A 24,122-nucleotide genomic window follows, 5' to 3' on the forward strand; every position below is an offset into this window, starting at 1 on the left:
GGTTACTAATTAGATACTAAGCACACTTCCCATTTCGAATGCAAGGGGCAGTGCCGGTTTTTGGGTCGGAAGATGGCCGGCGCCGGCGCCGCTTGCCAATCGGATAGTAAGCCTACTTGCGAATATGTTGCTAAGCATGCTTATTGTAGAGGTGTAGCGACGCAGGGTGACCAGCACTTCGCCACCTACAGGAAGGCCGCGGCCGATGACCAGCAATCTCGATCCGGACGCCCGGAGCAGCTACCGCCTGATCACTTTGGCGGCCCGGCTGATCCAGCGGCGGCAGGACGATGCACTGGCCCCCCTTGGCCTCACCCGTGCGGCAGTTATTGCATTGGAAGGCCTGACGGGGGGCCCACTGAACCAGGAACAGCTCGCAGACGCGATCAGGGTGCAAAGCCAGACGCTGGGGCGGGTCCTTACCCGCCTCGAAGCTACCGGACTCATCACCAGGACCCGCCACGCCTCCGACCGCCGGCAGCTGAAGGTTGAGCTGACGGATGCCGGGGCTGCCGCCGTTGACGCGGCGCGACAGGCTGAGATCAATGCCTACCCGGACGATCCGGACATTGAGTGGAAGGTGCTGCGGGATGAACTGACGAAGTTTGTCCGTGCGGTGCCGCTCACGCGCGATGCCGGGGTTGTCCCGTTTGCCCCACCGGAGCACCGGACCGGGCACCGTCCCCAGGCGGGGCGGGCGGCGGGCATGCGGGGTTGGGAGCAGCCAGGCCAGAACTGAGCTGACAGAAGTTGTTGCCTAAACCAAAAGCAGTGGCTGGCCCAGTGGGGCCGGCCACTGCTTTTTGGTTTAACTGTTGTCGTCCGGTTCCTCTTCCAATAGGCCCCGCTGGGCAAGGTCTGCGGCATCAGCCGCTTCCGGCGGCAATGGATCCGTGGCCGGCGGAACGTCACTGGGGGCGTAATCGGCCAGCCCGGCCGCCACCCGCTCCTGTTCGACGGCCTTTTGGTAATCGTCGTCGTCAACGTCTTCCGGCATCTTGCCGTGGCCCGTGCGGGTAGGAGTCGGAAGCGCGTCCTCCTCCGGGACCATCACGCTGTCGAGGACATCATCCGGGTTTTCATCTGCAGTGCTCATGGCGCACCTTCCAATACATGGTTCGGCGAAAAGGGTTAGCAGGGCTTTACGACGACGGGACGCCCGGCCCCGAGGACCAGCGCAGGAGTGCCGCGACATGGACGCCCTCCGGCAGGACCGGTCCCGGGACGAGGAGAACGCGGGCGTCAGTCAACGCAGCGGCCCGAAGCAGCGCCGCCGGAGCGGGGACTTCGCCCAGGATTTCCGCACCCAGGGCCTCCTCCTTGGCGGTGGCGATCCACGGTTCCGCGTCCAGGGCCAGCATGGTGCGTTCAGACAGGGCGTCGTCATCCAGGATCAGGGTGTCCACCTGCGCCTGCTGCAGCGCGTGCACCACGGCTCCCACACCGTGGGCTGCTTCCGGGTTGGCCTGTCCCTCCTGGACCGCCAGCCTGTCCATCACGCTGCGCTGTTCTTCTGCCCATACCTCTGCAACGTGCTGGTTGACCCGATCCTCCAGGTTTGCGCTGTCCGCCCCGCCGGTGTGGGTGTGCGAATCCACCTCGGATACAAGCGCCTTGCTGGCCTCGGAGAGGTTGTCCTTCACCAGGCCGCGGGCCCGGATATCACCGGCGAGGACGATGAGCCGTGCACCGCTGGCACGGGCCACCCGGTCAATCTCACCCGCCACTTCATCCGCGTTGCGGCGCCAGATGTCTTCGGTGTGGTGCTGGAACCGCAGTTCCGACCAGCCTCCGCCGTGGAACTTGTGGATGTTCTCGGACTCGCCTTCCACTTCCTGGACGCTGCTGGGAGCCCCGGCGCCCGCCCGGTACAACCGGATCTCGCCGTGTTCCCGGCTGACTTCCGCCACAACATACGGCAGTTCTTCCGGCCGGTGCTTGACCAGCGGCAGCAGGTCCGGGATGGACTCCATGGCCACCCGTTCGGGGAGGACGAGGTCTCCGGGAAGTACCTCGTTGATTTCGGCCTTCCCGCTGTGGACCAGGACGAATCTCGAGACGGGGGAGGGCAGCCCTGCTGCCGGCTGGAGTGCCTGCTCCATTGCCTCAATGTCAGCTGCGGCTGCCCCCTGCGCCTCGAGCTGGGCCTGCGCGTTGCCCGGGCGGACATCGCCGGCTTCCAGTGAGTCCACCGTTCCGGTCCCGGCAGGCACGTAGGCGGTGCACCAAGGTCCGGGGCGGCGGTACAGGTCGGCGTATTTCTGCAGGCTGGTGGTCACTGTTCCCCCTCCTCGGTGGGAAGGGGATCCGGCGAGGCGACAGGATTCAACGCCTCCCGGACTTCCGCCGGGTCCGTGGCATCCGGAAAAGGCTCTGTTTCGCGCCATTCCTCGGCATGGGCGGGCTGGTTTCCCTGGACCACCCCCTGCGCTTCATGCTTCATCTGGTCGTCCAGATTCTGGCCGTGGGTGGTGTTGCCGCGTTCTGCCATGACGATCTCCTTCGCGAGCGATTTAGTATCACAGGCTTACTAGTTCGTCACTTCACCGTAGCACCAACGGGCAGGCGGCTAAAGGGGTTCGGTGGGGCTTCCTGCTCAGGCGTGGCAGGCGTCCTGCAATGCCCGGACGGAGTCTTCCGGCACCTGGTCCCCGGCCTCGGCGATCTTGCCCAGCGGCGTCGTGATTTCCGCCGGGACCCCTGCCGTCCGTGCTGCCGAGACCAAGCCGGCCAATGCCTGCCGGTCTGAAGGGCTGACCAGGCCGTCTTCCACTACGGCGCATATTTGCCGGTTGATTTCCTGGGCGGCACTGGAGGCGACCTTGGACGCGGCATCGCTGGCCGCGGTGCCCGCCGCTTCCCCGACAGCGCCGCAACCGGTCAGCAGCATCAATACGGTGGACAGGGCAGCGGCGCGGGTGGTGGCGGTACGAAAGGTCATGGCTCCAGCGTACCGGCGGACGTCTCCGCTCCGGCCGGCCGAAGCTTCCGGGAGCGGCTGCGGCTAGCGGTGGGCCGGGACACCCAGAATGCTGTCCAGCAGCCCGTTCCGGAACTTGCCCTCAGGATCGTGACCTGCGGCGAAGGAACGGAAGTCGGCGAAGCGCGGGTACAGCTTTTCCCAGTCGTGCCCGCCGGGGGTGAACAGCTTGCCCCAGTGCGGGCGGGCGCCAAAGGGGCGCAGGGCCTCCTCCAGGACCGGAAGGAATGCCTCAACCTCCGGCTGCATCGGCTTCCAGGTGAAGTGCAGCGCCACGCTCTGCTGACGGTAGAACGGGCTGAGCCAGAACTCGTCGGCGGCCCCGGTGCGCACTTCCGAGACGAAAAGCAGGGGTGAAAGCTGTCCGGCCATCCCGCGGACTGCCTGGAGGGCAGCGGGGGCGTGCTCCAGGGGAAGAATGAACTCGCTTTGGAGTTCATCGCCGTTGCTGGGAGTGAATTCGTGCCGGAAGTGCGGCAGCCGGTCCAGCCACAATCCCGGTTCGTCCAGCTGTGCCGTGCAGTTTTCCGCGGACATGTCCGGCAGGGGGTGCCGCGGACGCAGGGCGGCGGTTGCCCCGAACAGGCTGGGAAGCGCGGGCTCCTCATCAAGGGCTTTGAGCCAGACCTGGTTGACGGTGTTACCGGCGTAGTCGGTAAAAAGGCTCACGCTGTAGGCCGCAGAGACGATGGCTTTGAAGTCGGCAAGGGCGTTGTCCCAGGGCAGGTCCTCAAGGACGCGCTGCCGCATCCGGAAACTCGGGCGCACCGCAAGGTCCAGGCCGGTGACAATGCCCAGGGCCCCGATGCCCACGACGCTGGCCAGGAACTCGTCCCCGTCCGCCTTGGTCAGCGTGACCTGCTCGCCGGAGGCGCGGACCAGGTCGATGGATTCCACGGCACCGGCAAGCGAAGGGTTGTTGACCCCGGAGCCGTGCGTTCCGGTCTGCACGGCGCCTGCCACCGAGATGTGCGGCAACGAGGCGAGGTTATGGATGGCAACGCCGTATTTCTCGAGGGTCCGGCAGAGTGCCCCGTAACTCACTCCGCCGCTGACGCGCACCGTGCCACGGGCGGAATCCATTTCGACCTGCTGGGGAAGGGCATCGAGGAGCACGTGGACGCCGCCCGTGTCGCCCACCCGGTTAAACGAGTGCCGGGACCCCAGGGCCTTGACGCGCGGCGAATCAACCACGATGGAGGCCAGCTCCGCTACAGATTCCGGCCGCCGGACATCCGCGGAGGAGTATTCGAGGTTTCCTGCCCAGTTCTTCATCAAGTGGCTTTCGGTTGGCGTCGGTTTCCTCCCACTGTCAGCGCTAACAATCGGGACTGTCAAGGCGCTTCCGCTGGGTGGGCCGAACCCGGCGGGCTGGAGGCCGGGCGTGGCGGTGATGGAATCCAATGTGCGGGCACCTCAAGCCCTGGGGGCAGCCGCGTGGACAGGTTGCCGCGGGCTGCGGTGATTTGTGCCTGGGTGAGGAAGAGGGAATGACTGAGGTCGGCGTCGTCGAGCCTTGCATCGCGCAGGTCTGCGCCCAGGAAGTCCACCGCCGTCAGGTCTGCACCGCGGAGGTCGGCACCGATCAGGTATGAGCCGCGAAGATCGGCGCCGCACAGGGCCGACCCGCTCAGGTTTGCTCCTGCCAGGTCCGCGCCCGGTGCCAGGCCGTGGCGTTGCGGCCCATCGGAGAAATACCCCGCGCGGACCTCCTCGCTGACCCAGCGCAATGCTTCACCCACCTGCAGATGGAGGCTCCCGACGTCGGCAGTAAAGACCTTCCCCAGGTTGCCTTCAGCCACCTCCCGGACTTTCACCTGGAGAAGGCGGACCTCGTCGGCGGCGTCCGGGCTGTACGCAACCGCCTCCGCCTGCGCCAGGTGCCACAGCATTTCATGCAGCTGGCGCATGACCCTGAACGCGGCGAACATGTCCGGCGCCGAACCCGGGTTGTCCCGCCAGCTGGTGCCGTGGAACAGCCGCTGGCTGACGGCCTGCCCGGCGCCAAAGCAGTCGAACACCGTGCAGCCGGCAAAACCGCGCGGCCTGAGCCTGTCATGGATGGTGCAGGAAAAGTCCGCGGCCAGGTTGGGGCACGGGCGGGCCGGCGGCTTATCGATAGCGAAGTCCGCCGAGCGGGTGAAGCCGAACGCGGTGCAGCACAGGGCAAAGCATTGCGAGCAGTCAGGCCGCAGGGCAGCCGGGGTGGCAAGGGGCGGTGCCATGCCTCCAGACTACCCATGCGGCTTGCTGGGTCAGGGGCTTTCTACAGCTCCTCGCGGCATAGTGCGGGGCGGTGGTACACGGCGTCGGCCTGTGGCTTCGAACGCCGCTGCCAACCGGAGCAGCGCGTTGTCGTCGTAGGCCTTGCCCGCGATGGTGAGTCCCACCGGCATCGCGATGTCCGCGGCGAGGCCCATGGGAACGGTCACCGTGGGAATCCCCAGGTGCCGCGGGACCAGGTTCCCGTTGGCCACCCACACGCCGTTGCGCCAGGCGATGTCCGCCGAGCGTTCGTTGGTGTCGGCGTCTGCCGGGGCGACATCGGCGGCCGCCGGGAACAGGACGGCGTCCAGTCCCAGCTGGTCCATCCACTGCTCCAGGTCCACCCGGCGGGTTTCCTCGAGTCCCGCCAGGCCTTCGGGCAGCTGCGGGATGTCAGTGAGGGCAGGGACGCCGTGCTCCCGGATCCAGGCAGGATAGTCCGCGATGTCGTCATCGAACCCGTCATAGCGGTCCGGCAGAGCGCCCTGGGGAGCGGGGAAGATCATTGAACCGTCGACGTCGGCAAGCGTGCTTAGCTGGGGGTCGCCGTTGGCGGCCAGGAAGTCATTCCAGGCCCAAGCGGAGAGGTCGACGATTTCACGTCGGAGATACTCGGGGGACACCAGGCCACGGGTGGCGATGGTGGGCGCGCCGGGCCGATCGCCTTCGTAGTTGGACACCACCGGGAAGTCCACCTCCACCACCTCGGCGCCGGCGGCTTCCAGGTCGCGGCGGGCCGCAGCCCACAGGTCCAGGATGGACGCGCGCGTCTCGATCCGTTGGCCGGTGGGGCCGCCAATGCCCGGGGCCTGCGCCGTTCCGGCCTCTGGGTCGGCGTTGATGTACATCCGGGGGACACCCAGACGTTTGCCCGCAAGGACGGCTGCGGCGGCGGTTGCGTCCTGGACAGCCAGCTCAAGGTACGACGGCGGGCGGACGGCGGATGCCTTGGGCACCTGGATCCAGGGCTGGGTGCGCCAGAAGTCACCGCGCGTTTGGGTGTCGTCCGCCACCACGGCGTCCAGGACTTCCAGCAGGTCCGCCACGGTCCGGGTGTGCGGAACCACCACGTCCATGGTGGGGACCAGCGGCCAGTTGCCTCGGACGGAGATGACGCCGCGCGACGGCGTGTAGGCGCAGAGGGCATTGTTCGACGCCGGCGCGCGCCCCGAGGACCAGGTTTCCTCCGCCAGGCCAAAGGCAGCGAAGCTGGCCGCGGTGGCGGTTCCTGACCCGTTGGACGATCCCGAGGCGAACGCCGCCGTGAGGAAGCGGGCGTTGTAGGGACTTTCCGCCCGTCCATATACTCCGCGTTGCATACCTCCGTTGGCCATGGGCGGCATGTTGGTCAGTCCTATCAGGACTGCCCCGCCGGCCTTTAGGCGCTCGATGGTAAATGCGTCCTGCTGCGCCCCCAGGTCCTTGAAGGCCGGCGACCCCGCAGCCACGGTAAGGCCTTTAACCTGGTAGCTGTCCTTTGCCGTGTAGGGGATGCCGTCGAGCGGGCCAAGTGTGAACCCGGCAGCGCGGCGACGGTCGGACGCCTGCGCCTCGGCAATGGCGTAAGGGTTCATGACGACCAGTGCATTCAGGCATATGCCCGTTGAGTCATACTTCTCGATGCGCTCAAGATACAGACGGACCAGTTCCTCGCTGGTCACGTCACCGCCCTCCAGGGCAGCCCGGAGTTGGCTAATACTGGCTTCCACCACGTCGAACGTTTCCGCTGCCACCGGCTGCCGCATGTGCTCTGCCAGTTTCATGCCGCATCGCCTTCCCGCGGGGCTGGCTGCTGCTGGGTAATGCAGTGGATGCCGCCGCCGAAGGCAAAGATGTCCCGGGCGTCCACCAGTTCCACGTTGCGCTCGGGATAGGCCCGTTCCAGGATGCCTGCCGCAATGGCGTCGTTCGGATCGCCAAAGCTGCAGAGCACCACCACGTTGTTGGCCACGTAATGGTTGATGTAGGACCAGTCCACCCAGCCCTCCTCATCCTTGAGCGTGGTGGGTGCGGGGACGTCGATGATGCGCAGCGGCCGGCCCTGGGCGTCCAGTTGTCCGGCGAGGACCGTCTTCAGTTGGAGGTAGACCGCGTGGTCCGGGTGCGCGGGGTCGTCCTGGCGGTGCAGCAGGATGGTGCGCGGCCCGGCAAAAGCGGCCACGATGTCTACGTGGCCGCGGGTTCCGAATTCGTCGTAGTCCCGGGTGAGCCCGCGCGGCAGCCAGATGGCCTTGGTGGTGCCCAGGGCCGCGTGGACTTCTGCCTCGACAGATTCCTTGGTGGCGCCGGGGTTGCGTCCGGGGTCAAGCTGGACTGTTTCGGTCAGCAGCACGGTTCCTGCACCGTCCACGTGGAAGCCGCCGCCCTCATTCACCAGGGCGGACGCCCGGACGGGCACGTCTGCGCTTGCCGCGACCGTCCGGGCCACCTCCTGGTCCTTGCCCCAGGCGGCCCAGTCCTGGGCGCCCCAGCCGTTGAAGGTCCAGTCGACCGCGGCCAGCGACCCGTCGGCCGCGTGGACGAACGTGGGGCCGCTGTCCCGCAGCCAGGCGTCGTCGATCGGCACCTCCAGCACGTCGATGCCACTGCCAAGCCATTCCCTGGCGGCGGTGGCGTCCCGGGGATCGGCGATGACGGTGACGGGTTCGTAGCGGGCGATGGTGCGCGCCACCCTGGTCCACGCGGCCCGCGCCTGGTCAAGGGTGGAGCTTCCCAGCGGGCCGAAGGTGTCGTTGGGCGGCGGGAAGGCCATCCAGGTGCGCTGGTGCGGTTCCCACTCTGCGGGCATGTGGGTTGCGGTGCCGATTACCGCGTGGCCAGGGGCGGCGTTGCCCGTGACGGTGGTCGAATAAATGAATGCCATTCATTTATTATGGGGACGGCTAAGGCCGCACGCAAGAGTGTTTCAGGCTTCATCCGCCTCCGTTCCGTCCACAGCCGCCAGGATGGCCTTGGCCAGTTGGCCAGGTTTGGTGAACTGCGGCCAGTGCCCGGTGGGCAGGTCGATGTACTCCACGTCCCGGATCCTGGCCAGCTCTGCAACGAAAGGATTGCCGGCGGCGACCCATTCCTGGAGCATGGCGGACGGGAACTCGCAGGTGATCACGGTGACGGGCACGTTGTAACGCCGCTCATCGTGCAGCTGTTGCCTGCCGCGGGCCACGCCGCGGGGCTCCGGTACTGCCCGCGCCCGGAGTGCCTGCCGCAGCCCGTCGTCGAGGTCCACCAGGTCGGCGTCGTCAAAATCCTCCCAGGGAGGCAAGGGCACATCGTCCCCGACAACCCGCAACTCGTCATTGATCACGCCGCCTTCGCCCAGGGGGCCGCTGTCCACGTAGATGGCGCGCTCCACCTTGTCCGGCCTGGCGTCCACGGCTCCATGGATGATGGCTCCGCCGCCGGAATGCCCCACCAGGACCACCTTGCCGGGCAGGCCGTCCATCACCTCCACCACCGCATCGATGTGGTCCTGCAGGTTGATGCCCGCGCGGCTGGCGTCCGCCGACTCCTTGCCGGGAAGGGTGAGGGGGTGGGGGTGGTGCCCTGCCGCTTCCAGGGCCGGTGCCACTCCCTCCCACGATGAGGCGTCCAACCAAAAACCGGGTACCAGGATGATGTCCATGACCGAACCCTACTCCCCACCCCCGACACGGAATACGGCATTCCTACCGCTTCCGCTTCCGGTCCTTCCCTTCGCTCCGGTTGCCGCGCTCAGTGGCCTCCCGCTCCGCCCAGCGCTGCGACTTTCCCGCCGCCACCACCTTCTGGTGCCACTCGCGGTGGTACGCGCGCTGGGCCGCGACGTCGGACCGCCGTGCCAGCGCTGCAAGCTCCCGTTGCATCTTCAGATAGGAGTTCCAGCGGCGCTCGGGAAGGTTACCGCTGTCGATCGCCTCACGGACCGCACAGCCCGGCTCGTTCCCGTGCGCGCAGTCTGAGAACCGGCAGCCGGCGGCCAGTTCCTCCACATCGCCGAACATCCCGCCCAGGCCTTCCCCGGCGTCGAACAGCCCGAAGCCGCGCACCCCGGGAGTGTCCATCAGCACGGTGCCGTTGGACAGCGGCACCAGCTCGCGGGAGGTGGTGGTGTGCTTGCCTTTGAAGTCACCGGCCCGCACCTCCGCGGTCTGCTGCACCTTCCGGCCCACGAGCGCGTTGATCAGGGTGGACTTGCCGGCGCCTGACGGTCCCAGGAGCACGATGGTGCCGCCGGGCGGGATGCGGGACATCAGTTCGTCGACCCCGTCGCCGTTTTCGGCCGACGTGGTCACAACGTCGACGCCCGCCGCCTGCAGGATGACTTTCCCGACGACGTCGTCAGCCACTTGGGCCAGGTCCGCCTTGGTGATGATCACCAGCGGGGTGGCGCCGGAGTCCCAGGCGGCAACGAGGGTTCGTTCAAGCCTGTTGTGGGTGAGCGGCCGGTCCACGGGAACTACGACCCCCACGGTGTCCATGTGGCGGCGAGGACCTGTTCCTCGGAGGAGTCCTCGAACGCGCGCTTGCGGGTGAGCTCGGAACGCCGGGGGAGGACTGCCAGGATCTGGCACCCTCCGGCGCGGTTGGGACCGGTCCAGACCCAGTCGCCGGTGACCGCCGGCTCGCCGGACAGCGGATAGGGCAGGTGGAGCAGTCCGTCGTCGACTGCAACCAGCAGCAGGGTTCGGTCCACGCGGACCACCCGTCCGCGTCCCGTGGCGCCCGGGCAGGGGTGATGGTCGAAGTGGCGGGCGACGGCAGGGGTGTAGCCGTACGCGGCTAGCGTGCGGGTTGGTTGGGTGGTACTGGGGGTGTTGTCCAGGGCGTTGCCTGAAGAATTGTGCACGTTGGTTTCCTTGCGAGGGTCCCCGGTGCCGCGGTGCTATGGCGGGCAGGTGCCGTCGGTCAATCGTGGGCAGCCGGGAGGATGGGTGATGGGGTGGGTGCGGGGCGCTCCGGGCGCGCGGCAACAGCAGTCATCAAAACCACCTCCCTTCCCTCGTGCGGGTTTTCGTCCTCCTGCCGGGGACGGCAGGGGAGAACCGATCCCACCTTAGTTCCCGCCGCCGTCGGGCGCTAGGGTGCGGGCGCAAAAAGGGTGCGGCCCCCGAAGGAAACCGCACCCAATCCCAGGAAGCAGACTACGCGCTGGTGGCGTCCTGCACCTCGCCCACCAGTTCCTCGATGATGTCCTCGAGGAAGAGCATCCCGGTGGTCCTGCCGTCTGAGTCGAACACCCGGGCCACGTGGGCGCCCGTCCGCCGCATCGACGCCAATGCATCCTCAAGGTCGGCACCCGCAAATGCCGACGCCAGGCGCCGGACCCGCTTGGCCGGAACCGGCCGGTGGAACTTCTCCGCCGCGGTGAGGTCCATGACGTCTTTGAGGTGAAGGTAGCCGTCCGGCTCGCCGGCACTGTTGGTCAGGATGTAGCGGGAGTAGCCGTGCCCTGCCACGGCCTGCTGGATGTCGGCGGGCGTGGCGGATTCGGGCAGCAGCACCATGTCGGCCATGGGCACCTGGACGTCCGCAACCGTCTTGGCGGTGAATTCGAACGCGTTGGTCAGGGTGCCCGTGGTGTCTGTCAGCATGCCGTCCCGGGTGGACTGCTCCACGATGGTGGCCACCTCATCCAGCGTGTACGCACTGGTGGCCTCGTCCTTGGGCTCAACCCCGAACAGCCGCAGGACGGAGTTGGCAATCCCGTTCAGGGTCCAGATCACCGGCTTGAACACCTTGGCCACCATGACCAACGGCGGGGCGAGCAGGAGGGCTGCACGGGTGGGGACCGAAAAGGAGATGTTCTTGGGCACCATTTCACCCACCACCACGTGCAGGAAGGTCACCAGCAGCAGCGCCACGATGAACGCGATGATGCTGATCGCCTCATAGGACAAGGACGTCAGGCCCAGCGGGATCTCCAGCAGGTGGTGGATCGCCGGTTCGGAGACGTTCAGGATGACCAACGAGCAGACTGTGATGCCCAGCTGGCTGGTGGCCAACATGAGCGTGGCGTGTTCCATGGCCCACAGCGTGGTTTTTGCCGCTTTGCTGCCGGCCTCGGCCCTTGGCTCGATCTGGGAGCGGCGGGCGGAAATGACGGCGAATTCTGCGCCCACGAAGAAGCCGTTGACCACCAGGAGCACTGCCAGCCAAATGATGCCGGGAAGGTATTCACTCATGGGTCAGCTCCCTGGTCAGGCCGTCGATGATCCGGTCGTGCGGGCTCCGGGGTGGTTCGCCGGACGCGGCGGGGGTGAAGCGCAGCCGCTCCACGTGCATGCCTGCCACGCGCTCCACGCGGAGGGTGCCGCCGTCGACCTCCACCTCGTCGCCCAGCTCGGGCAGGCGGTCCAGCCGGTCCGTGACGAACCCGCCCACGGTGTCGTACTCGTCCCCGTCCGGCACTTCGATTCCGGTGCGGTCCAGCAGCTCGTCCGGCCGCAGCGCGGCATCGAACGTGACGGACCGGCCCACGCGGACAACGCCCGCGCGCGCCCGGTCGTGCTCGTCCTCCAGCTCGCCAACGATCTCTTCCACCAAGTCCTCCAGGGTGACGATCCCGGCGGTCCCGCCATGCTCGTCGGAAACGATGGCCACCTGGAGGCCCTGGCGCCGCAGCAGGCCCAGGAGGGTGTCTACGCCCATGGATTCCGGGATCCGCAGGGGCTCGATCATGAGCTCCGCCGCGGTGGTGTCCGCCCGATGCTCCAGGGCGACGGCGAACGCCTGCTTCACGTGCAGGAGGCCCAGGACGTCATCCCGGTCCCGCCCGATCACGGGAAACCGGGAGTAGCCGGTGGCCGTGGCAAGGGAAACGATGTCCTCTGCGGTGTCGGACAGGCCGACGGCGGCCATCCTGACGCGGGGTGTCATGACGTCCGCGGCGCTGTACTCGGAGAACCGGAGGGTGCGGCGCAGCAGGGTGGCATGGTCCAGGTCCAGGACGCCTTCGACGGCGGAGCGGCGCACCAGGGAGCTTAGCTCCTCTGCGCTGCGGGCGCCGGAAAGCTCCTCCTTGGGCTCGATGCCGAACCCGCGGATGATCTTGTTGGCGGTGTTGTTGAAGAGCAGGATCACGGGCTTGAACACGGCCGTGAAGAGTGCCTGGAAGGGGACTACCACCTTGGCGGTGGCCAGCGGCAGGGCCAGGGCGAAGTTCTTGGGCACCAGCTCGCCCACCACCATGGAGAAGACCGTGGCCAGGAAGATGCCGGCAACGGAGCCGACGGCGGGCACCAGGGCTTGGGGGACGCCGACGGACTGCAGCGGGCCGCTGAGCATGCGGCTGATGGCCGGTTCAAAGGTGTAGCCCGTGAGGAGCGTGGTCAGCGTGATGCCCAGCTGGGCACCCGAGAGGTGGGTGGAGGTGATGCGAAGGGCCTTGATGGTGGGGCCCAGGCGCTTCTCGCCGCGGGCCTGGCGTGCTTCGAGATCGTGCCGGTCCAGGTTCACCAGGGCGAACTCCGAGGCGACGAAGAAGCCGGTGCCGACGGTCAGGACCAGGCCGATGCCCAACATGATCCATTCATACATTGGAGCGCCCCTCTCCTGTGGTGGCCGGTGGTCCGGTCAGTTGGCAGAGGGGCCAGGGCATGTGTGAAGGAGGGTCGTCCATATGTGGTTCAACTCCGCTGGCACCGGCGAAGTTCCCGCTGCCTCCTACCGGCGCAGCTCCAAGGCCCGCTTCTGACGCCCGCTGATGGACGAAACGTAGCCACAGTTAGTGCAGGTAATCCGGAACTTCCGGGACACCGTGAGCAGCGGAATGAAGAACAGGGTGAATTTCGTGGCTTGTTCTTCAAGGAGGTGGTGGATGAAAGCGCCGCAGTGCGGGCAGGTTGCTGTCCTGCCCGGCAGCGCCTTGAACACGGTCTTGAACCCGAAGAGGAGGAGCATTGGCGGCCTTACGTTGTCCGGATGGTTAACCTCCCACCCTAGGCGAGTTTGACGGGTGCCCATCCGGGGTAGGGATGCTTTGCGCCATATGGGCGGGTGCGATACTGGCGTGGGCAGCATTCGGGCTTCTGGGGGGACTTCTGGCACATGGTTCTGGATACGGCAACCCTGCGCATCGCGTTTGGCCTGATGGCCCTGGTGCTGGTGGTTCTCTTCTACTTTTCCGCCTACCGGGTAACCCGCTCGCCCTACAGCGCCTGGTGGTGCGGCGCCCTGCTCTTCTTCCTTTCCGGCTCCGCCTGCTTCCTGCTGGACGGCACGCCGCACCAGTGGTGGGCCAACCCGGTGGGTAACACGCTGCTGGTGCATGGCGGAGTTGCCGTGTGGGCGGGCGCCCGCTCGCTGCGCACGGTGCCCCGGCCCCGGTGGGCCTTCACGGGTATTCCGCTTGCCACCCTGGTGGCGTCCCTGCTGGACCATCCCGCCACCAACACCTGGTCCGGCGGTCCGGTGTTCCTCGCCGCCATGAGCCTGACCATCGGACTGGCGTCGCGTGAGCTGTGGCGGCTCGAGCCGGGCTACTCGCGGGTGCGGATTCCCATGGCAGTGGCCGCGGGCGGGCTGTCCGCTTATTACTTCTTCCGTTGGCTGGCGTTCCTGGTGGAGGGCCCGGACGGGGCCATTTTCGTTACCGTTTTTGGATCCGCCGTCACCACCATGGTGACCATGGTGCTGCTGGTGGTGGTGTCCTTCAGCATGGCCGGGTTGAGCACCGAACAGCAGACCCGCGCCCTGCGGGTGGTTGCCACCCGGGACGACCTCACCGGACTCCTGAACCGCAAGGCCTTCCTGGACCTGGCTGCGGAACAGTTGGCCGACCGCACCATCACCGGTGGCTCCGGCGCGCTGATCCTGGCCGACCTTGACCATTTCAAGGTGGTCAACGATACCCACGGCCACGCCGCAGGCGACCTGGCGCTGCAGGCCTTCGCTGACGCCTGCGTTGCCACGGTCCGCTCCACCGACCTGGCCGGCAGGTATGGCGGGGAAGAATTCGTGATCCTGGTCCCCGGGGCCAACGCCGAACGGGCAGAGACGATTGCCGAGGAAATCAGCAGGCGGCTGGCAGGCGCCGAAGCGCCGGACGGCATGGAGATGCCCACCGCCAGTTACGGCATTTCGACCTACGACGGCGGGACCTCCGACGTGGACCGCCTCATCGCCGCAGCGGATGCGGCCCTGTACAGGGCCAAGTCACTGGGAAGGAACCGCGCCGCCCGCAGCGATGAGCTGCACTAGCTGTAATTCCCACTGAGGTTGTGAACGCGGCTGATGGGGGTTGTGCCGCCGATGCCGGTATGGGTTCTGTGGTGATTGTAGTGGTGGAGCCACTGGTCGTAGGTGGCGGCGCGTTCGGCTTCTGAAGTGTAGGGCCGGGCGTAGGCCCATTCCGTAGCGAGAGTGCGGTTGAAGCGTTCTACCTTGCCGTTGGTCTGCGGCCGGTAGGGGCGGGTCCGCCGATGCTTGAGGTGTGGGCCCAGGGCAGCTGCGAAGGCCCGGGAGCGGTAGCAGGATCCGTTATCGGTCAGTACGGCTTTGACGGTGATGCCGTGGGCGGCGAAGAACCCTGCTGCCCGGATCCAGAAAGCGGCAGCGGTTTCCTTCTTTTCGTCGCCGAGGATTTCCGAGTACGCGAGCCGTGAGTGGTCATCGACGGCGTGGTGGAGGTACGCGTACCCGGTCCCGGCCCTTCGGTTCCTACGGCCCAGCGCCCGGCCCAGGGCGCGGTGCCCGCCGCCATCGGGAATACGGCCGAGCTTCTTGATGTCCACGTGAACGAGGTCTCCGGCGTTGTTGTGTTCGTAGCGCTGCGGCGCCGGTTTACGAACGGGCAGGCCAGTGCCTTGATCCAGGCAGGCCAGCCGGGGCATCCGGTACCTGGCCAAGACCTTGCCTACGGTTGAGCGGGCAAGACCGAGATGGGCCGCGATCCGGTGCGGTCCCCACTGCCGGTTGAAACGTAACGCGACGATCCGCCGTTCGGCGCGTACCGGTGTGCGGTTCGGGCTCCGCCGAGGCCGTGAGGACAGATCAGCCATACCGTCCTCACCACAGACGAGGTACCGGTCTACCCACTTCTTTGCGGTGGCGGGCGAGCACTGGAAACGCTCTGCGGCTCGGCGCAACGTCCAGCCCTGCTCGATGACTAAACGGGCGAGCTTACCCCTGGCCTTGGGTGTCAGGTCGGCGTTGGCATGGGTAACGTAGGACACGAGGGCCTCCTGGCGTCGATATGAGTGTGGTAACCCAAATCGATACCGGAGGCCCTCGCCCTTTACATCACGCCACGCTGTTCACAACGTCCGCGGGAATTACAACTAGCTCCACTGCGGCGGGCGGCGCGGTTCCGGTTCCGGAGAGGGCTACTTCGCCTGGAGGGCGTCTGCCTGTTCGGCGAGGACGGTGAGTGCCACGCTTTCCGGCCGCTCAACAGTGCTCTGGATGCTTACGGTCATGCCGCTGTGCGCGGCCTTGAGGACAGATTCCATGACCTCCAGCGCGTGGTAGGCAAGGGCTCCGCCTGCCCGGGGTTCCTTGCCCCGGGGGGTGGAAGCGAGATCGGCGATGCCAAACCCGCGGCCGGCATCCACGTATCCCGCCGAGACAGGCAGGGTTTCCCAGTCCTCGGCGCCCAGGGAGAACAGCTGGACGTCGCCGTCGAAGTGGTTGGGGTCGGGCACCACCAGGGATCCGCGTTCGCCGTGGATCTCGATGTTCGGCGACTTGGACTTCACGGCGTCGAAGCTCATGAACAGCGTGGAAAGCGCCCCGGAGGCGTGGACCAGGATGCCCGTGACGTGGGAGTCGATGGTAACCGGCACTTTTTCGCCCTGCCGCGGCCCGGAGCCGATGGTCCGCTCGTTGCGGGTATGGCTGGCCGCGCCCAGTACCGACACCACGGGACCCAGCAATGTCACAAGGGCGGTGACGTAGTAGGGGCCCATATCCAGGAGGGGGCCGCCACCGGGCTGGTAGTAGAAGTCCGGGTTGGGGTGCCAGCGTTCATGGCCGGGGGTCACCATGGTGGCCGATGCCGAGATGGGGGCGCCGATGAGCCCGTCGTCGATGGCTTTGCGGGCGGTCTGGATTCCGGTGCCCAGCACGGTGTCAGGGGCACAGCCGACGACGACGCCTGCCTGGCGTGCCGCGTCCAGCACCTGGCGTGCCTCTTCAGTCGTGGCCGCCAGCGGCTTTTCGCCGTAGACGTTCTTGCCGGCCGCGATCGCCTTCAGTGCCACGTCGGCGTGCGCGGCGGGGATGGTCAGGTTCAGAACCAGGTCGATATCGTCAGCGGCGAGCAGTTCTTCGACCGAGAGGGCGCGGACGCCGTCGTAATCATCCGCTACGGCCCGGGCACGTGCCGGATCCAGGTCCGCCACGGCCACCAGGTTGACCTGGTCCAGCCGCCGGAAATTGGTGAGGTACTGGGCGATGATGGCTCCGCAGCCAATGATTCCGACGTTCAACGGCTTGCCCACAGCAGGCCCCTTTCGATGATGGTGCGTACGTTCTGGTCCTGGAGGATTTCGACGCGGTGGCCGGGAGTGCAGACGAAGATGCGTCCCTTGCCCCACTGGCGGGTCCAGATGGCCGGGGAGGTCACTTCGCGGTGCCAGGGATCCCACTCGCGGACTTTCTGGGTGGTGGTGGCCAGGACATCGATGTAGTCATCGGCGAGGACCCAGTACTGCTCGGTGACCAGGTCGAAGTCCTTGATGCCCTTGGTAATGGGGTGCTCCGCCGCGGCGGGCAGCATGTTGACGGTGTACGGAACGTAGTTGTCCGACTGTTCGCCGATGCACTCGTCCGGGTGCTTGCCGGGGTGGCAGGCGAACTGGCCGCCGATCAGGTGCAGGTAGTCGGAGGTGTTCCGGTAGGAGTCGGCGATGCCACCGTGCCAGCCGGCCAGGCCGGTGCCGTTTTCCACGGCCGTCCGCAGTCCGGCGAATTCGTCCTTTTCGATGGTGCTCATGGTCATGCACTGCATGATCAGGTCCACCCCGGCCATGTATTCGGCGTCGGCGTAGACCTTGGGCGATTCCTCTACCCGGACGTCATAGCCGTTGTCCTTGAGGTAGGGAATGAAGAGCTCGGTGGCCTCGTAGGGCTGGTGGCCGTCCCAGCCGCCGCGGACGACCAGCGCGTGCTTGCGATCTGTCATTAAAGTTTCCTTTGTTTGGTTGCCGGCTGGTGCCGGCGAAGCATGGTCAGCGGCTGGCGAAGGCGGCGTCGAAGGCAGCTGCCGGCGGGGCGATCCGGGCCAGTTCCTGGACCATGGCCAGCGCCTGCGGGGCGCCGATGAGCCGGTCCATCCCGGCGTCCTCCCATTCGATGCTGGTGGGACCTTCATAGCCGATGGCGTTCAAGGTCCGGAAGATGCGGTTCCACTGCACATCGCCATGCCCTGCCGTGACGAAGTCCCAGCCGCGCCGGGGGTCCGCCCAGGCAAGGTGCGAGCCCAGGCGGCCGTTGCGGCCGTCAAGCTGGCGGACGGATTCCTTCACGTGAACGTGGAAGATCTTGTCTGCGAAGTCCTGCAGGAACATCACCGGGTCCAGGTCCTGCCAGATGAAGTGGGAGGGGTCGAAGTTCAGGCCGAAGCTCTCGCGGTGCCCGATGGCTTCAAGCGTGCGCTTGGCGGTCCAGTAGTCGTAGGCGATTTCGGACGGGTGGACTTCCAGGGCGAACCGGACACCCTCTTCCTCGAAGACGTCAAGGATGGGATTCCAGCGGTCGGCGAAGTCCTGGTAGCCGGCGTCGATCATTGCCTGCGAGGCCGGCGGGAACATGGCCACGGCTTTCCAGATGGAGGAGCCGGTGAAACCCGTTACTGTCTTCACCCCGAGGCGGGCAGCCGCCCGTGCGGTGTCCTTCATGGCCTCCGCTGCCCGGCGGCGCACCCCTTCGGGCTCGCCGTCGCCCCAGGTCTCTGCCGACAGGATGTCCCGGTGGCGCTCGTCGATGGGATCGTCACACACGGCCTGTCCGGTCAGGTGGTTGGCGATGGCGAACACCTTGAGGTTGTTCTTTTCGAGGATGTCCAGACGGCCCTGGAGGTAGTTGTCGTCCTCGGCGGCCCGGCGGGGGTCAAGGTGGTCGCCCCAGCAGGCGATTTCGAGCCCGTCAAAGCCCCATTCGCCGGCAAGCCGCGCCACCTCCTCGAAGGGCAGGTCGGCCCACTGGCCGGTAAAGAGCGTGATTGGTCGTGTCATGTGAGTTCCTATTTGATCGAAGCCGTACGTTGCTCAGACTTTTTGCCATTGGCTGGAGTTGGCGGCGCTGGACTCCACCGCGGCGAGGACCCGCTGCACCTGCAGGGCGTCGGCGAAGGATGGTTCCGGTTGGCGTCCTTCACCGATGGCCGTGACGAGGTCCACCACCTGGTGGGTGAAGCCGTGTTCATATCCCAGTCCGTGGCCGGTGGGCCACCAGTTCCCCACGTAGGGATGCTCGGGCTCGGTGACGAAGATCCGACGGAAGCCCGCATCCGGGGACTCCGCCGCGTCATAGAAGGACAGGACGTTCATGTCCTCGAAATCGAAGGCGAGGGAACCCTTGGTGCCGTTGACCTCCAGGCGCATGGCGTTCTTCCTGCCCAGGGCGTAGCGCGTGGCTTCGAAGACGCCGATGGCACCTGCGGAAGCGCCGCCGTCGAACTTTGCGCTGAAGATGGCCGCATCATCCACAGTGACCTGCCCGCGCGGGGCGTCGTCGCTCAGGTCGCCGTGGCCACCCAGGCCCACCATGTCGCCCGCAAGCGGGCGTTCCCGGACGAAGGTCTCCAGCATTGCGGATACCCCGTTGATGTTCATGCCCGTGACCCACTGCGCCGCGTCGATGCTGTGGGCTCCGATGTCACCCAGGGAGCCGGACCCGGATTTGCTCTTGTCCAGCCGCCAGGTCATGGGGGCGTTGGCGTCGGAGAGCCAGTCCTGCAGGTACTGGGCACGGATGTGGCGGATCTCGCCGAGCCTGCCCTGTTCCACGAACCGTTTGGCCAGTGCCAGTGCCGGGGTGCGGCGGTAGCTGAAGCCGCACATGGAGAAGACGCCGTTCTTTGCGGCCGTTTCCGCCGCGAGCGTCATCCGCTCAGCCTCGTCCACGGAGTTGGCCAGCGGCTTTTCGCACAGCACGTGCTTGCCGGCTTCCAGGGCGGCGATGGCGATCTCGGCGTGGGTGTTCCCTGGAGTGCAGATGTCAATGAGGTCGATGTCGTCGCGCTCGATCAGGCGGCGCCAGTCAGTCTCAACAGAGTCCCAGCCCAGCTTGTCCGCGGCGGCACGGACGCCGTCGGCATTCCTGCCGGCCACCGCGGTGAGCTGTGGCTGCAGCGGCAGGTCGAAGAACCGGGGCGCGGTGCGCCAGGCGTGGGAGTGGGCTGCACCCATGAAGGCGTAGCCCACCATTCCGACCCGCAGGGGCTTGGCGGTGGTCATGTTGAAAGTCCTTTCGGTAAATTCCGGGGCGTTACTTGCTGAAGCCGGCGGTCAGGCCTGCGAGCAGCTGTCGCCGGCCGACGACGTAAAGCACCAGGATGGGCAGTGTGCTAAGCACCACGGAGGCGAGAACGGCAGGAATGTTGACGCTGAATTCACCTTGGAAGGTCCACAGGCCCAGGGGCAGGACACGCAGGCTGGGGCTCTGGGTAAGAACCAACGGAAGCAGGAACCCGTTCCAGACATGCAACCCGTTGTAGATGGCAACCGTCACAATGGCCGGCCGGGTCAGGGGCAGGGCCAGCCGCCACATGGTCTGCCACTCGCTGCAGCCGTCCAGCCGCATGGACTCGAACAGTTCGTTCGGGACGTCGCGGATGAAGTTGGACAGGATCAGCACCGTCAGCGGAATGGCGAAGGCAATGGACGGCAGCATCAGCGCCAGCAGGCTGTCATACAGGTTAAGCCGGATGATCATCAGGTAGATGGGGATGATCGTGGCCTGCAGCGGGATGGCCAGCCCCATCAGGAACATACCGTTGACCAGCTTCAGGAACCTGCCGGCGCCGCGAACGATGGCAAACGATGCCATAAATGAGATCAGCACCGTGGGAATCACGGAACCGAGCGTGACGATGGCGCTGTTCATGAAGTACTGGGCGAAGTCCGCCTCCAGGACCAGCTGGTAGTTCTCCAGCGTGGGCTCGGTGGGGATGGCCAGCGGATTCTGGCCGAAGTAGCCGGCCTGCGTCTTGAGGCTGGTGATTACCACGTAGTAGACGGGCAGGATGATGATGGCCAGCCAGATCCAGCCGCCCAGGCCACCGGGGATATTGAGGCCCCGAAGCTTGGTGCCAAGTCCCCGCTTGGCGGCTGCAGTGCTGCCAAGCGACCCGGTGCGGGCTTCCTGGGTATTGCTTTTCAGGACGGTGCTCACCCTACAAACCTTCCAATTGGCTGCCCTGCTTGTCCTTGCCCCCAAGGCGCTGGAGGAACAAAGCGAGTGCAAGGCCGATGATGACGAGAATGACGGCGATGACGCTGGCCGGACCCATGAGGTTGGCCCGGAAGCCGCGGAGGTACATGTCCAGGGCCAGGATGCGGGTGGAGTTTCCGGGCCCGCCGCCGGTGAGGACGAAGATCAGGTCGAAGTAGGTCAGTGAACCCACCACCATCAGCGTGGAGGAGGTGATGATCGTGTACTTCAACTGCGGAAGGGTGATGTGGAAGAACTGCTTGATGGTCCCGGCCCCGTCGATCTGGGCCGCCTCGTACAAAGACTTCGGGATCTGCCGCACACCGCCTTGGTAGATGAGCGTGTGGAACGGCACGAACTGCCAGGCGATGACGAAGATGACCAGGCCGAGGGCCAACTGCGGGACACCCAGCCAGTCCTGGGCAAGGAACGGCAGGCCGAGGCCGGTTGCCAGGCCGAAGTTGGGATCCAGCAGCGCCTTGAAAGCGATGGCGACGGCGGCTGAAGACAGCAGCAGGGGCAGGAAGTACAGCACGGCCAGGACCGCCCGGTAGCGCTGGCTTCCCGCGGTGAAGACGCCCAGCAGGAGGCTGATGGGCGTCTGGACCAGCCAGGAGACGATCATGATCAGGAAGGTCAGGCCCAGGGCGTTGTACAGCCCCGGATCTGCCAGCACGGAGAACCAGTTGTCCAGTCCCGCCGCCCCGATGGCACCGATGCCGTCCCAGCTGGTGAAGCTGAGGATGAGCACACCAGCCAGCGGGATGACGGCGAACACCAGGAAGAAGAACAGTGCAGGAATGGTCAGCCATGCCAGCGCGGCCTTGCGCTGTTCGGTCTGCTTGGAATTCCTGACGCCGACGCTGGGCCCCGGGGCGGTGGAGACGGCGTTACTCATTTCCCGAGGGTGCCGTTCATATTCTCGGCAAACTGCTGCGGCGTAATCGACTTCAGGAACAGCTGGTCGATGTTGTTCAGCAGGGCCTCGGCGGCGGTGGGGCTCAGTGCCTGGTCCCAGGACTGCTGGAAGCTGGGGGCGTTCTTAGCCAGGTCGTAAACGAAGTTGAGGAAATCCTTGTCCGGGGACGTGTTCAGCTTGCTCTCGATGCCGTTGACAATGGGGACCGAACCGGAGTTGATGTACGCGTCGATCATCGCGTCCGTCATGATGCCGTCCTTGAGGAACTTCTTGGCCGACTCCTTTTCCTTGTCGCTGGCCTTCGCGGAGATTGACTGGTAGTTGGCTGGGTTGCCGACGCCGTTCTTGGGGTCGCCCTTGCCGCCGGGAACTGAGGGGAACTGGACGAAGCCCAGCTTGCCGTCCTGGACGAAGTTCTTGCCGTCCTTTTTCATCGGACCGTACGTCCAGGAACCATGCAGCATCATGGCGGCCTTGCCGGTGTACAGCAGGGCCTGGTCCGCGTTCGAGTCGGCCGTAATGGAGGAGAAGCCCTTGATGAAGCCATCGGCGGAGACCAGTTCCTGGATCTTGGTGCCGGTTTCGATCACAGCCGGGTCCATCCAGGCATTGGGCTTGCCTTCGAAGATTGCCTTGAACACGTCGGGTCCGCCGATGCGGTCCAGCAGGTATTCGAGCCACATCATGGAAGTCCAGCGCGACTGGCCGCCCAGGGAGAAGGGTGCCACCCCCATGCCGTTGAAGGTCTTGACCAGGGACATGACGTCGTCCCAGGACTTGGGCGGCGTGACGCCGGCCTTCTGGAAAAGTTCCTTGTTGTAGAACAGGACGATCGGACCGACGTACATGTTGGGCAGGGCGTAGATCTTGCCGTTGACCGTGGCGGCACTGAAGGTGGAGGGGAAAAACTTCTTCTTCAAGTCCGGTTCGGAATCCAGCCAGCTGGTGAGGTCTTCAACCTGGTTTGCCTCGGCGTATGTCTTCAGCGTGCCGCCACCCCAGTTGTAGATGATGGTGGGTGCCTGGTTGGCGCCAATCGCGGTCTTGATCTTGGTCTTGTAGGCGTCGTTCTGGAAGAACGTGATCGCGATCTTGTTGTCCGGGTTTGCCTGGTTGAAGGCATCGACAGCCTTCTGCATGTTGGTCTGGTTCGGCTCACCGGACAGGAACCACATGCTGGCGCCACCATTGCCGCTGGAGGCACCCGGACCTGACGTGCCGCAGGCAGAGGTTGCGGCAACGGCAAAGGGAGTAAGGGCAGCGAGGGCGAGGAAAGAGCGCCGTGAGGTCTGGGGTTGCTTCATTGCTTCTCCATTGTGAATTTGCTGTCGAGGTACGGGGCGTCAGCTCCGACGTTCGTTCGAAACATTTCGAACGGTGATATAAGTCACGCTGTAAACTAAAGCGGCAAAAACCCCCGTAGTCAAGGGATCGTAGAGGATATTTTTGGAGAAACAGCCTAATTTGACCAAACCTTGACGGACGAAGTGCCTGTTCCTCAGAATGAATGCACTTCCCACCTTCGAAAGATTGCGAACCCATGACGACCAAATTGCCGGAGCGGACCAAACCCACGCTCGCAACCGTGGCCAGGCAAGCAGGAGTCTCAGCGCCCACTGTCTCCAAGGTGGTCAATGGCCGTGACGATGTAGCACCTGAAACCAGGGCGCGGATCCTTGCCGTGCTTGAGCAGGCGGGTTACCAGTCGCCGGTGCAGCGCCGGGCGGCCGCGGAAAGCGGGACCGTGGTCGAAGTGGTGATCGACGTGCTCGATTCCGCCTACACCATCCAGGTACTGAACGGCATCCTGCAGTTCGCCGCCGGTGCCGACGTCGAAATCCTGGTGAGTGTGACAGGCAGGTCCACACCTGGCCGGCAGACCCCGGAACGCCGGGCCCAGCGCATGCTCGAAGAGGGCAGGGCGGGGATGATCGTGGTGACCTCGGCATTCAGCGAGGCACAACTGCATGCCTTCCGCCGGCGCCAGATCCCGGTTGTGGTGATCGACCCGCTCAACCCGCCCTCCGCGGACGTGGTCAGTGTTGGCGCAACCAACTGGGCGGGCGGCAAGGCGGCCACCGAACACCTGCTGGAACTCGGTCACCGCCGCATCGCCTACATCGGCGGAATCGAGGGCTCGGAGTGCAACCAGGCGCGGCTGCATGGGTACATGGCTGCCCTGATGGCGCAAGGCATCGCGGTGGACCCTCAGTACGTGGTGTCCGGAGGCCATTTCCGCACCGAGGGCGGAGTTAGCGGATTCAAAGAGCTGCTGAAGCTGGACTCCCTCCCAACGGCCATCTTTGCCGGCAGCGACTCCATTGCCCTGGGTGTCCTCAGCGAGGCGCGGCACCACGGGATCAGGGTTCCGGAGGACATGAGCCTCATCGGTTTTGACGGCACGAACCAGGGCGAGCAGTCCGTCCCCTCGTTGAGTTCGGTGGCCCAGCCCCTTGAAGAGATGGGCAGGGCCGCACTGAGGTCACTCCTGCGCCAGGCCCAGGGCGAGGTGCTGGATTCCCACCGCGTGGAGCTGGCCACCCAAGTGATCGTCCGCGAATCCACCGCCCCGCCGGCGGCCTGACTGAACCCACTGAGCCCTGCCTC

The 24,122-nt window shown here is 65.9% G+C and carries 23 protein-coding genes and 1 pseudogene; 3 read left to right on the plus strand and 21 right to left on the minus strand.

Features of this window, described 5'->3' with window-relative positions:
- Positions 1–205 precede the first annotated feature (205 nt).
- The gene (locus LFT44_RS00225) at positions 206–739 is read left to right on the plus strand and encodes a MarR family winged helix-turn-helix transcriptional regulator (protein ID WP_236800422.1); all 534 of its coding nucleotides are present in this window, start codon (positions 206–208) and stop codon (positions 737–739) included.
- Between the two features lie 69 nt (positions 740–808).
- On the opposite strand, the gene LFT44_RS00230 is transcribed toward LFT44_RS00225, so the two are convergent.
- The 13 genes and pseudogenes from LFT44_RS00230 to LFT44_RS00290 form a co-directional block, all read right to left on the minus strand.
- The gene (locus LFT44_RS00230) at positions 809–1,096 is read right to left on the minus strand and encodes a hypothetical protein (protein WP_236800423.1); all 288 of its coding nucleotides are present in this window, start codon (positions 1,094–1,096) and stop codon (positions 809–811) included.
- A gap of 46 nt (positions 1,097–1,142) precedes the next feature.
- Positions 1,143–2,279: a baeRF2 domain-containing protein gene (locus tag LFT44_RS00235; RefSeq protein WP_236800424.1), complete on the minus strand. Its 1,137-nt coding sequence runs from the start codon at positions 2,277–2,279 to the stop codon at positions 1,143–1,145.
- A complete protein-coding gene (locus LFT44_RS00240; protein WP_236800425.1) occupies positions 2,276–2,491 on the minus strand; it encodes a hypothetical protein in 216 nt (71 codons plus the stop codon). Before LFT44_RS00240 ends, LFT44_RS00235 begins: the two co-directional genes overlap by 4 nt.
- 105 nt (positions 2,492–2,596) lie before the next feature.
- Positions 2,597–2,941 carry a hypothetical protein gene (locus tag LFT44_RS00245; RefSeq protein ID WP_236800426.1) on the minus strand — a complete coding sequence of 115 codons (345 nt, stop codon included), beginning with the start codon at positions 2,939–2,941 and terminating at the stop codon, positions 2,597–2,599.
- Positions 2,942–3,004: 63 nt separating this feature from the next.
- The gene (locus LFT44_RS00250) at positions 3,005–4,255 is read right to left on the minus strand and encodes a D-arabinono-1,4-lactone oxidase (RefSeq protein WP_236800427.1); all 1,251 of its coding nucleotides are present in this window, start codon (positions 4,253–4,255) and stop codon (positions 3,005–3,007) included.
- A gap of 59 nt (positions 4,256–4,314) precedes the next feature.
- Complete coding sequence (locus tag LFT44_RS00255; protein WP_236800428.1) at positions 4,315–5,205, minus strand: pentapeptide repeat-containing protein; 891 nt, start codon at positions 5,203–5,205, stop codon at positions 4,315–4,317.
- A 30-nt stretch (positions 5,206–5,235) separates the two neighbouring features.
- Positions 5,236–7,008: an amidase gene (locus tag LFT44_RS00260; protein WP_236800429.1), complete on the minus strand. Its 1,773-nt coding sequence runs from the start codon at positions 7,006–7,008 to the stop codon at positions 5,236–5,238.
- Positions 7,005–8,108: an agmatine deiminase family protein gene (locus tag LFT44_RS00265; protein ID WP_236800430.1), complete on the minus strand. Its 1,104-nt coding sequence runs from the start codon at positions 8,106–8,108 to the stop codon at positions 7,005–7,007. The genes LFT44_RS00260 and LFT44_RS00265 overlap by 4 nt, the downstream gene beginning before the upstream one ends.
- A 42-nt stretch (positions 8,109–8,150) precedes the next feature.
- Positions 8,151–8,867: an alpha/beta fold hydrolase gene (locus LFT44_RS00270; RefSeq protein ID WP_236800431.1), complete on the minus strand. Its 717-nt coding sequence runs from the start codon at positions 8,865–8,867 to the stop codon at positions 8,151–8,153.
- A gap of 43 nt (positions 8,868–8,910) precedes the next feature.
- Positions 8,911–10,070: pseudogene (gene rsgA, locus LFT44_RS00275) on the minus strand (ribosome small subunit-dependent GTPase A).
- A 295-nt stretch (positions 10,071–10,365) separates the two neighbouring features.
- Positions 10,366–11,406 (minus strand): hemolysin family protein, encoded by a 1,041-nt coding sequence (locus LFT44_RS00280; RefSeq protein WP_236800432.1) that lies wholly within the window; start codon positions 11,404–11,406, stop codon positions 10,366–10,368.
- Entirely contained in the window at positions 11,399–12,760 is a 1,362-nt protein-coding gene (locus tag LFT44_RS00285) for a hemolysin family protein (RefSeq protein WP_236800433.1), read from the minus strand. The genes LFT44_RS00280 and LFT44_RS00285 overlap by 8 nt, the downstream gene beginning before the upstream one ends.
- Positions 12,761–12,886: 126 nt before the next feature.
- Positions 12,887–13,123 (minus strand): zinc-ribbon domain-containing protein, encoded by a 237-nt coding sequence (locus LFT44_RS00290; RefSeq protein ID WP_236800434.1) that lies wholly within the window; start codon positions 13,121–13,123, stop codon positions 12,887–12,889.
- A gap of 147 nt (positions 13,124–13,270) precedes the next feature.
- Between LFT44_RS00290 and LFT44_RS00295 the strand changes: the two genes are divergently transcribed.
- Positions 13,271–14,422 carry a GGDEF domain-containing protein gene (locus tag LFT44_RS00295; protein WP_236800435.1) on the plus strand — a complete coding sequence of 384 codons (1,152 nt, stop codon included), beginning with the start codon at positions 13,271–13,273 and terminating at the stop codon, positions 14,420–14,422.
- Here the strand turns inward: LFT44_RS00295 and LFT44_RS00300 are convergent.
- The 8 genes from LFT44_RS00300 to LFT44_RS00335 form a co-directional block, all read right to left on the minus strand.
- Positions 14,419–15,396, minus strand: coding sequence for an IS481 family transposase (locus tag LFT44_RS00300; RefSeq protein ID WP_236800436.1), 978 nt, complete (start codon positions 15,394–15,396; stop codon positions 14,419–14,421). The two genes, LFT44_RS00295 and LFT44_RS00300, sit on opposite strands and share 4 nt — an antisense overlap.
- Before the next feature lie 150 nt (positions 15,397–15,546).
- Complete coding sequence (locus LFT44_RS00305; protein ID WP_236800437.1) at positions 15,547–16,662, minus strand: Gfo/Idh/MocA family protein; 1,116 nt, start codon at positions 16,660–16,662, stop codon at positions 15,547–15,549.
- Entirely contained in the window at positions 16,647–17,345 is a 699-nt protein-coding gene (locus LFT44_RS00310; protein ID WP_236800438.1) for a ThuA domain-containing protein, read from the minus strand. Before LFT44_RS00310 ends, LFT44_RS00305 begins: the two co-directional genes overlap by 16 nt.
- Before the next feature lie 46 nt (positions 17,346–17,391).
- Complete coding sequence (locus LFT44_RS00315; protein WP_236800439.1) at positions 17,392–18,396, minus strand: sugar phosphate isomerase/epimerase family protein; 1,005 nt, start codon at positions 18,394–18,396, stop codon at positions 17,392–17,394.
- 33 nt (positions 18,397–18,429) lie between these two features.
- Entirely contained in the window at positions 18,430–19,620 is a 1,191-nt protein-coding gene (locus LFT44_RS00320; RefSeq protein WP_236800440.1) for a Gfo/Idh/MocA family protein, read from the minus strand.
- Positions 19,621–19,651: 31 nt separating this feature from the next.
- Positions 19,652–20,557, minus strand: coding sequence for a carbohydrate ABC transporter permease (locus tag LFT44_RS00325; protein ID WP_236800441.1), 906 nt, complete (start codon positions 20,555–20,557; stop codon positions 19,652–19,654).
- A gap of 1 nt (position 20,558) precedes the next feature.
- A complete protein-coding gene (locus tag LFT44_RS00330; RefSeq protein WP_236800442.1) occupies positions 20,559–21,494 on the minus strand; it encodes a carbohydrate ABC transporter permease in 936 nt (311 codons plus the stop codon).
- A complete protein-coding gene (locus LFT44_RS00335; RefSeq protein WP_236800443.1) occupies positions 21,491–22,819 on the minus strand; it encodes an extracellular solute-binding protein in 1,329 nt (442 codons plus the stop codon). The genes LFT44_RS00330 and LFT44_RS00335 overlap by 4 nt, the downstream gene beginning before the upstream one ends.
- A 236-nt stretch (positions 22,820–23,055) precedes the next feature.
- Here LFT44_RS00335 and LFT44_RS00340 point away from each other — a divergent pair, with 236 nt between their 5' ends.
- Positions 23,056–24,099, plus strand: coding sequence for a LacI family DNA-binding transcriptional regulator (locus LFT44_RS00340; RefSeq protein WP_236800444.1), 1,044 nt, complete (start codon positions 23,056–23,058; stop codon positions 24,097–24,099).
- Positions 24,100–24,122 lie beyond the last annotated feature (23 nt).

Source organism: Arthrobacter sp. FW306-05-C, from assembly GCF_021801725.1.
GTDB lineage: Bacteria > Actinomycetota > Actinomycetes > Actinomycetales > Micrococcaceae > Arthrobacter.

Bases quoted from the DNA above. Each gene is read 5' to 3' on its own strand.
- LFT44_RS00330 (WP_236800442.1), bottom strand. From the start codon at position 21,494: ATGAGTAACGCCGTCTCCACCGCCCCGGGGCCCAGCGTCGGCGTCAGG.
- LFT44_RS00285 (WP_236800433.1), bottom strand. From the start codon at position 12,760: ATGTATGAATGGATCATGTTGGGCATCGGCCTGGTCCTGACCGTCGGC.
- LFT44_RS00240 (WP_236800425.1), bottom strand. From the start codon at position 2,491: ATGGCAGAACGCGGCAACACCACCCACGGCCAGAATCTGGACGACCAG.
- LFT44_RS00320 (WP_236800440.1), bottom strand. From the start codon at position 19,620: ATGACCACCGCCAAGCCCCTGCGGGTCGGAATGGTGGGCTACGCCTTC.
- LFT44_RS00290 (WP_236800434.1), bottom strand. From the start codon at position 13,123: ATGCTCCTCCTCTTCGGGTTCAAGACCGTGTTCAAGGCGCTGCCGGGC.
- LFT44_RS00315 (WP_236800439.1), bottom strand. From the start codon at position 18,396: ATGACACGACCAATCACGCTCTTTACCGGCCAGTGGGCCGACCTGCCC.
- LFT44_RS00280 (WP_236800432.1), bottom strand. From the start codon at position 11,406: ATGAGTGAATACCTTCCCGGCATCATTTGGCTGGCAGTGCTCCTGGTG.
- LFT44_RS00270 (WP_236800431.1), bottom strand. From the start codon at position 8,867: ATGGACATCATCCTGGTACCCGGTTTTTGGTTGGACGCCTCATCGTGG.
- LFT44_RS00250 (WP_236800427.1), bottom strand. From the start codon at position 4,255: ATGAAGAACTGGGCAGGAAACCTCGAATACTCCTCCGCGGATGTCCGG.
- LFT44_RS00265 (WP_236800430.1), bottom strand. From the start codon at position 8,108: ATGGCATTCATTTATTCGACCACCGTCACGGGCAACGCCGCCCCTGGC.
- LFT44_RS00340 (WP_236800444.1), top strand. From the start codon at position 23,056: ATGACGACCAAATTGCCGGAGCGGACCAAACCCACGCTCGCAACCGTG.
- LFT44_RS00225 (WP_236800422.1), top strand. From the start codon at position 206: ATGACCAGCAATCTCGATCCGGACGCCCGGAGCAGCTACCGCCTGATC.
- LFT44_RS00310 (WP_236800438.1), bottom strand. From the start codon at position 17,345: ATGACAGATCGCAAGCACGCGCTGGTCGTCCGCGGCGGCTGGGACGGC.
- LFT44_RS00295 (WP_236800435.1), top strand. From the start codon at position 13,271: ATGGTTCTGGATACGGCAACCCTGCGCATCGCGTTTGGCCTGATGGCC.
- LFT44_RS00230 (WP_236800423.1), bottom strand. From the start codon at position 1,096: ATGAGCACTGCAGATGAAAACCCGGATGATGTCCTCGACAGCGTGATG.
- LFT44_RS00255 (WP_236800428.1), bottom strand. From the start codon at position 5,205: ATGGCACCGCCCCTTGCCACCCCGGCTGCCCTGCGGCCTGACTGCTCG.
- LFT44_RS00260 (WP_236800429.1), bottom strand. From the start codon at position 7,008: ATGAAACTGGCAGAGCACATGCGGCAGCCGGTGGCAGCGGAAACGTTC.
- LFT44_RS00245 (WP_236800426.1), bottom strand. From the start codon at position 2,941: ATGACCTTTCGTACCGCCACCACCCGCGCCGCTGCCCTGTCCACCGTA.
- LFT44_RS00335 (WP_236800443.1), bottom strand. From the start codon at position 22,819: ATGAAGCAACCCCAGACCTCACGGCGCTCTTTCCTCGCCCTCGCTGCC.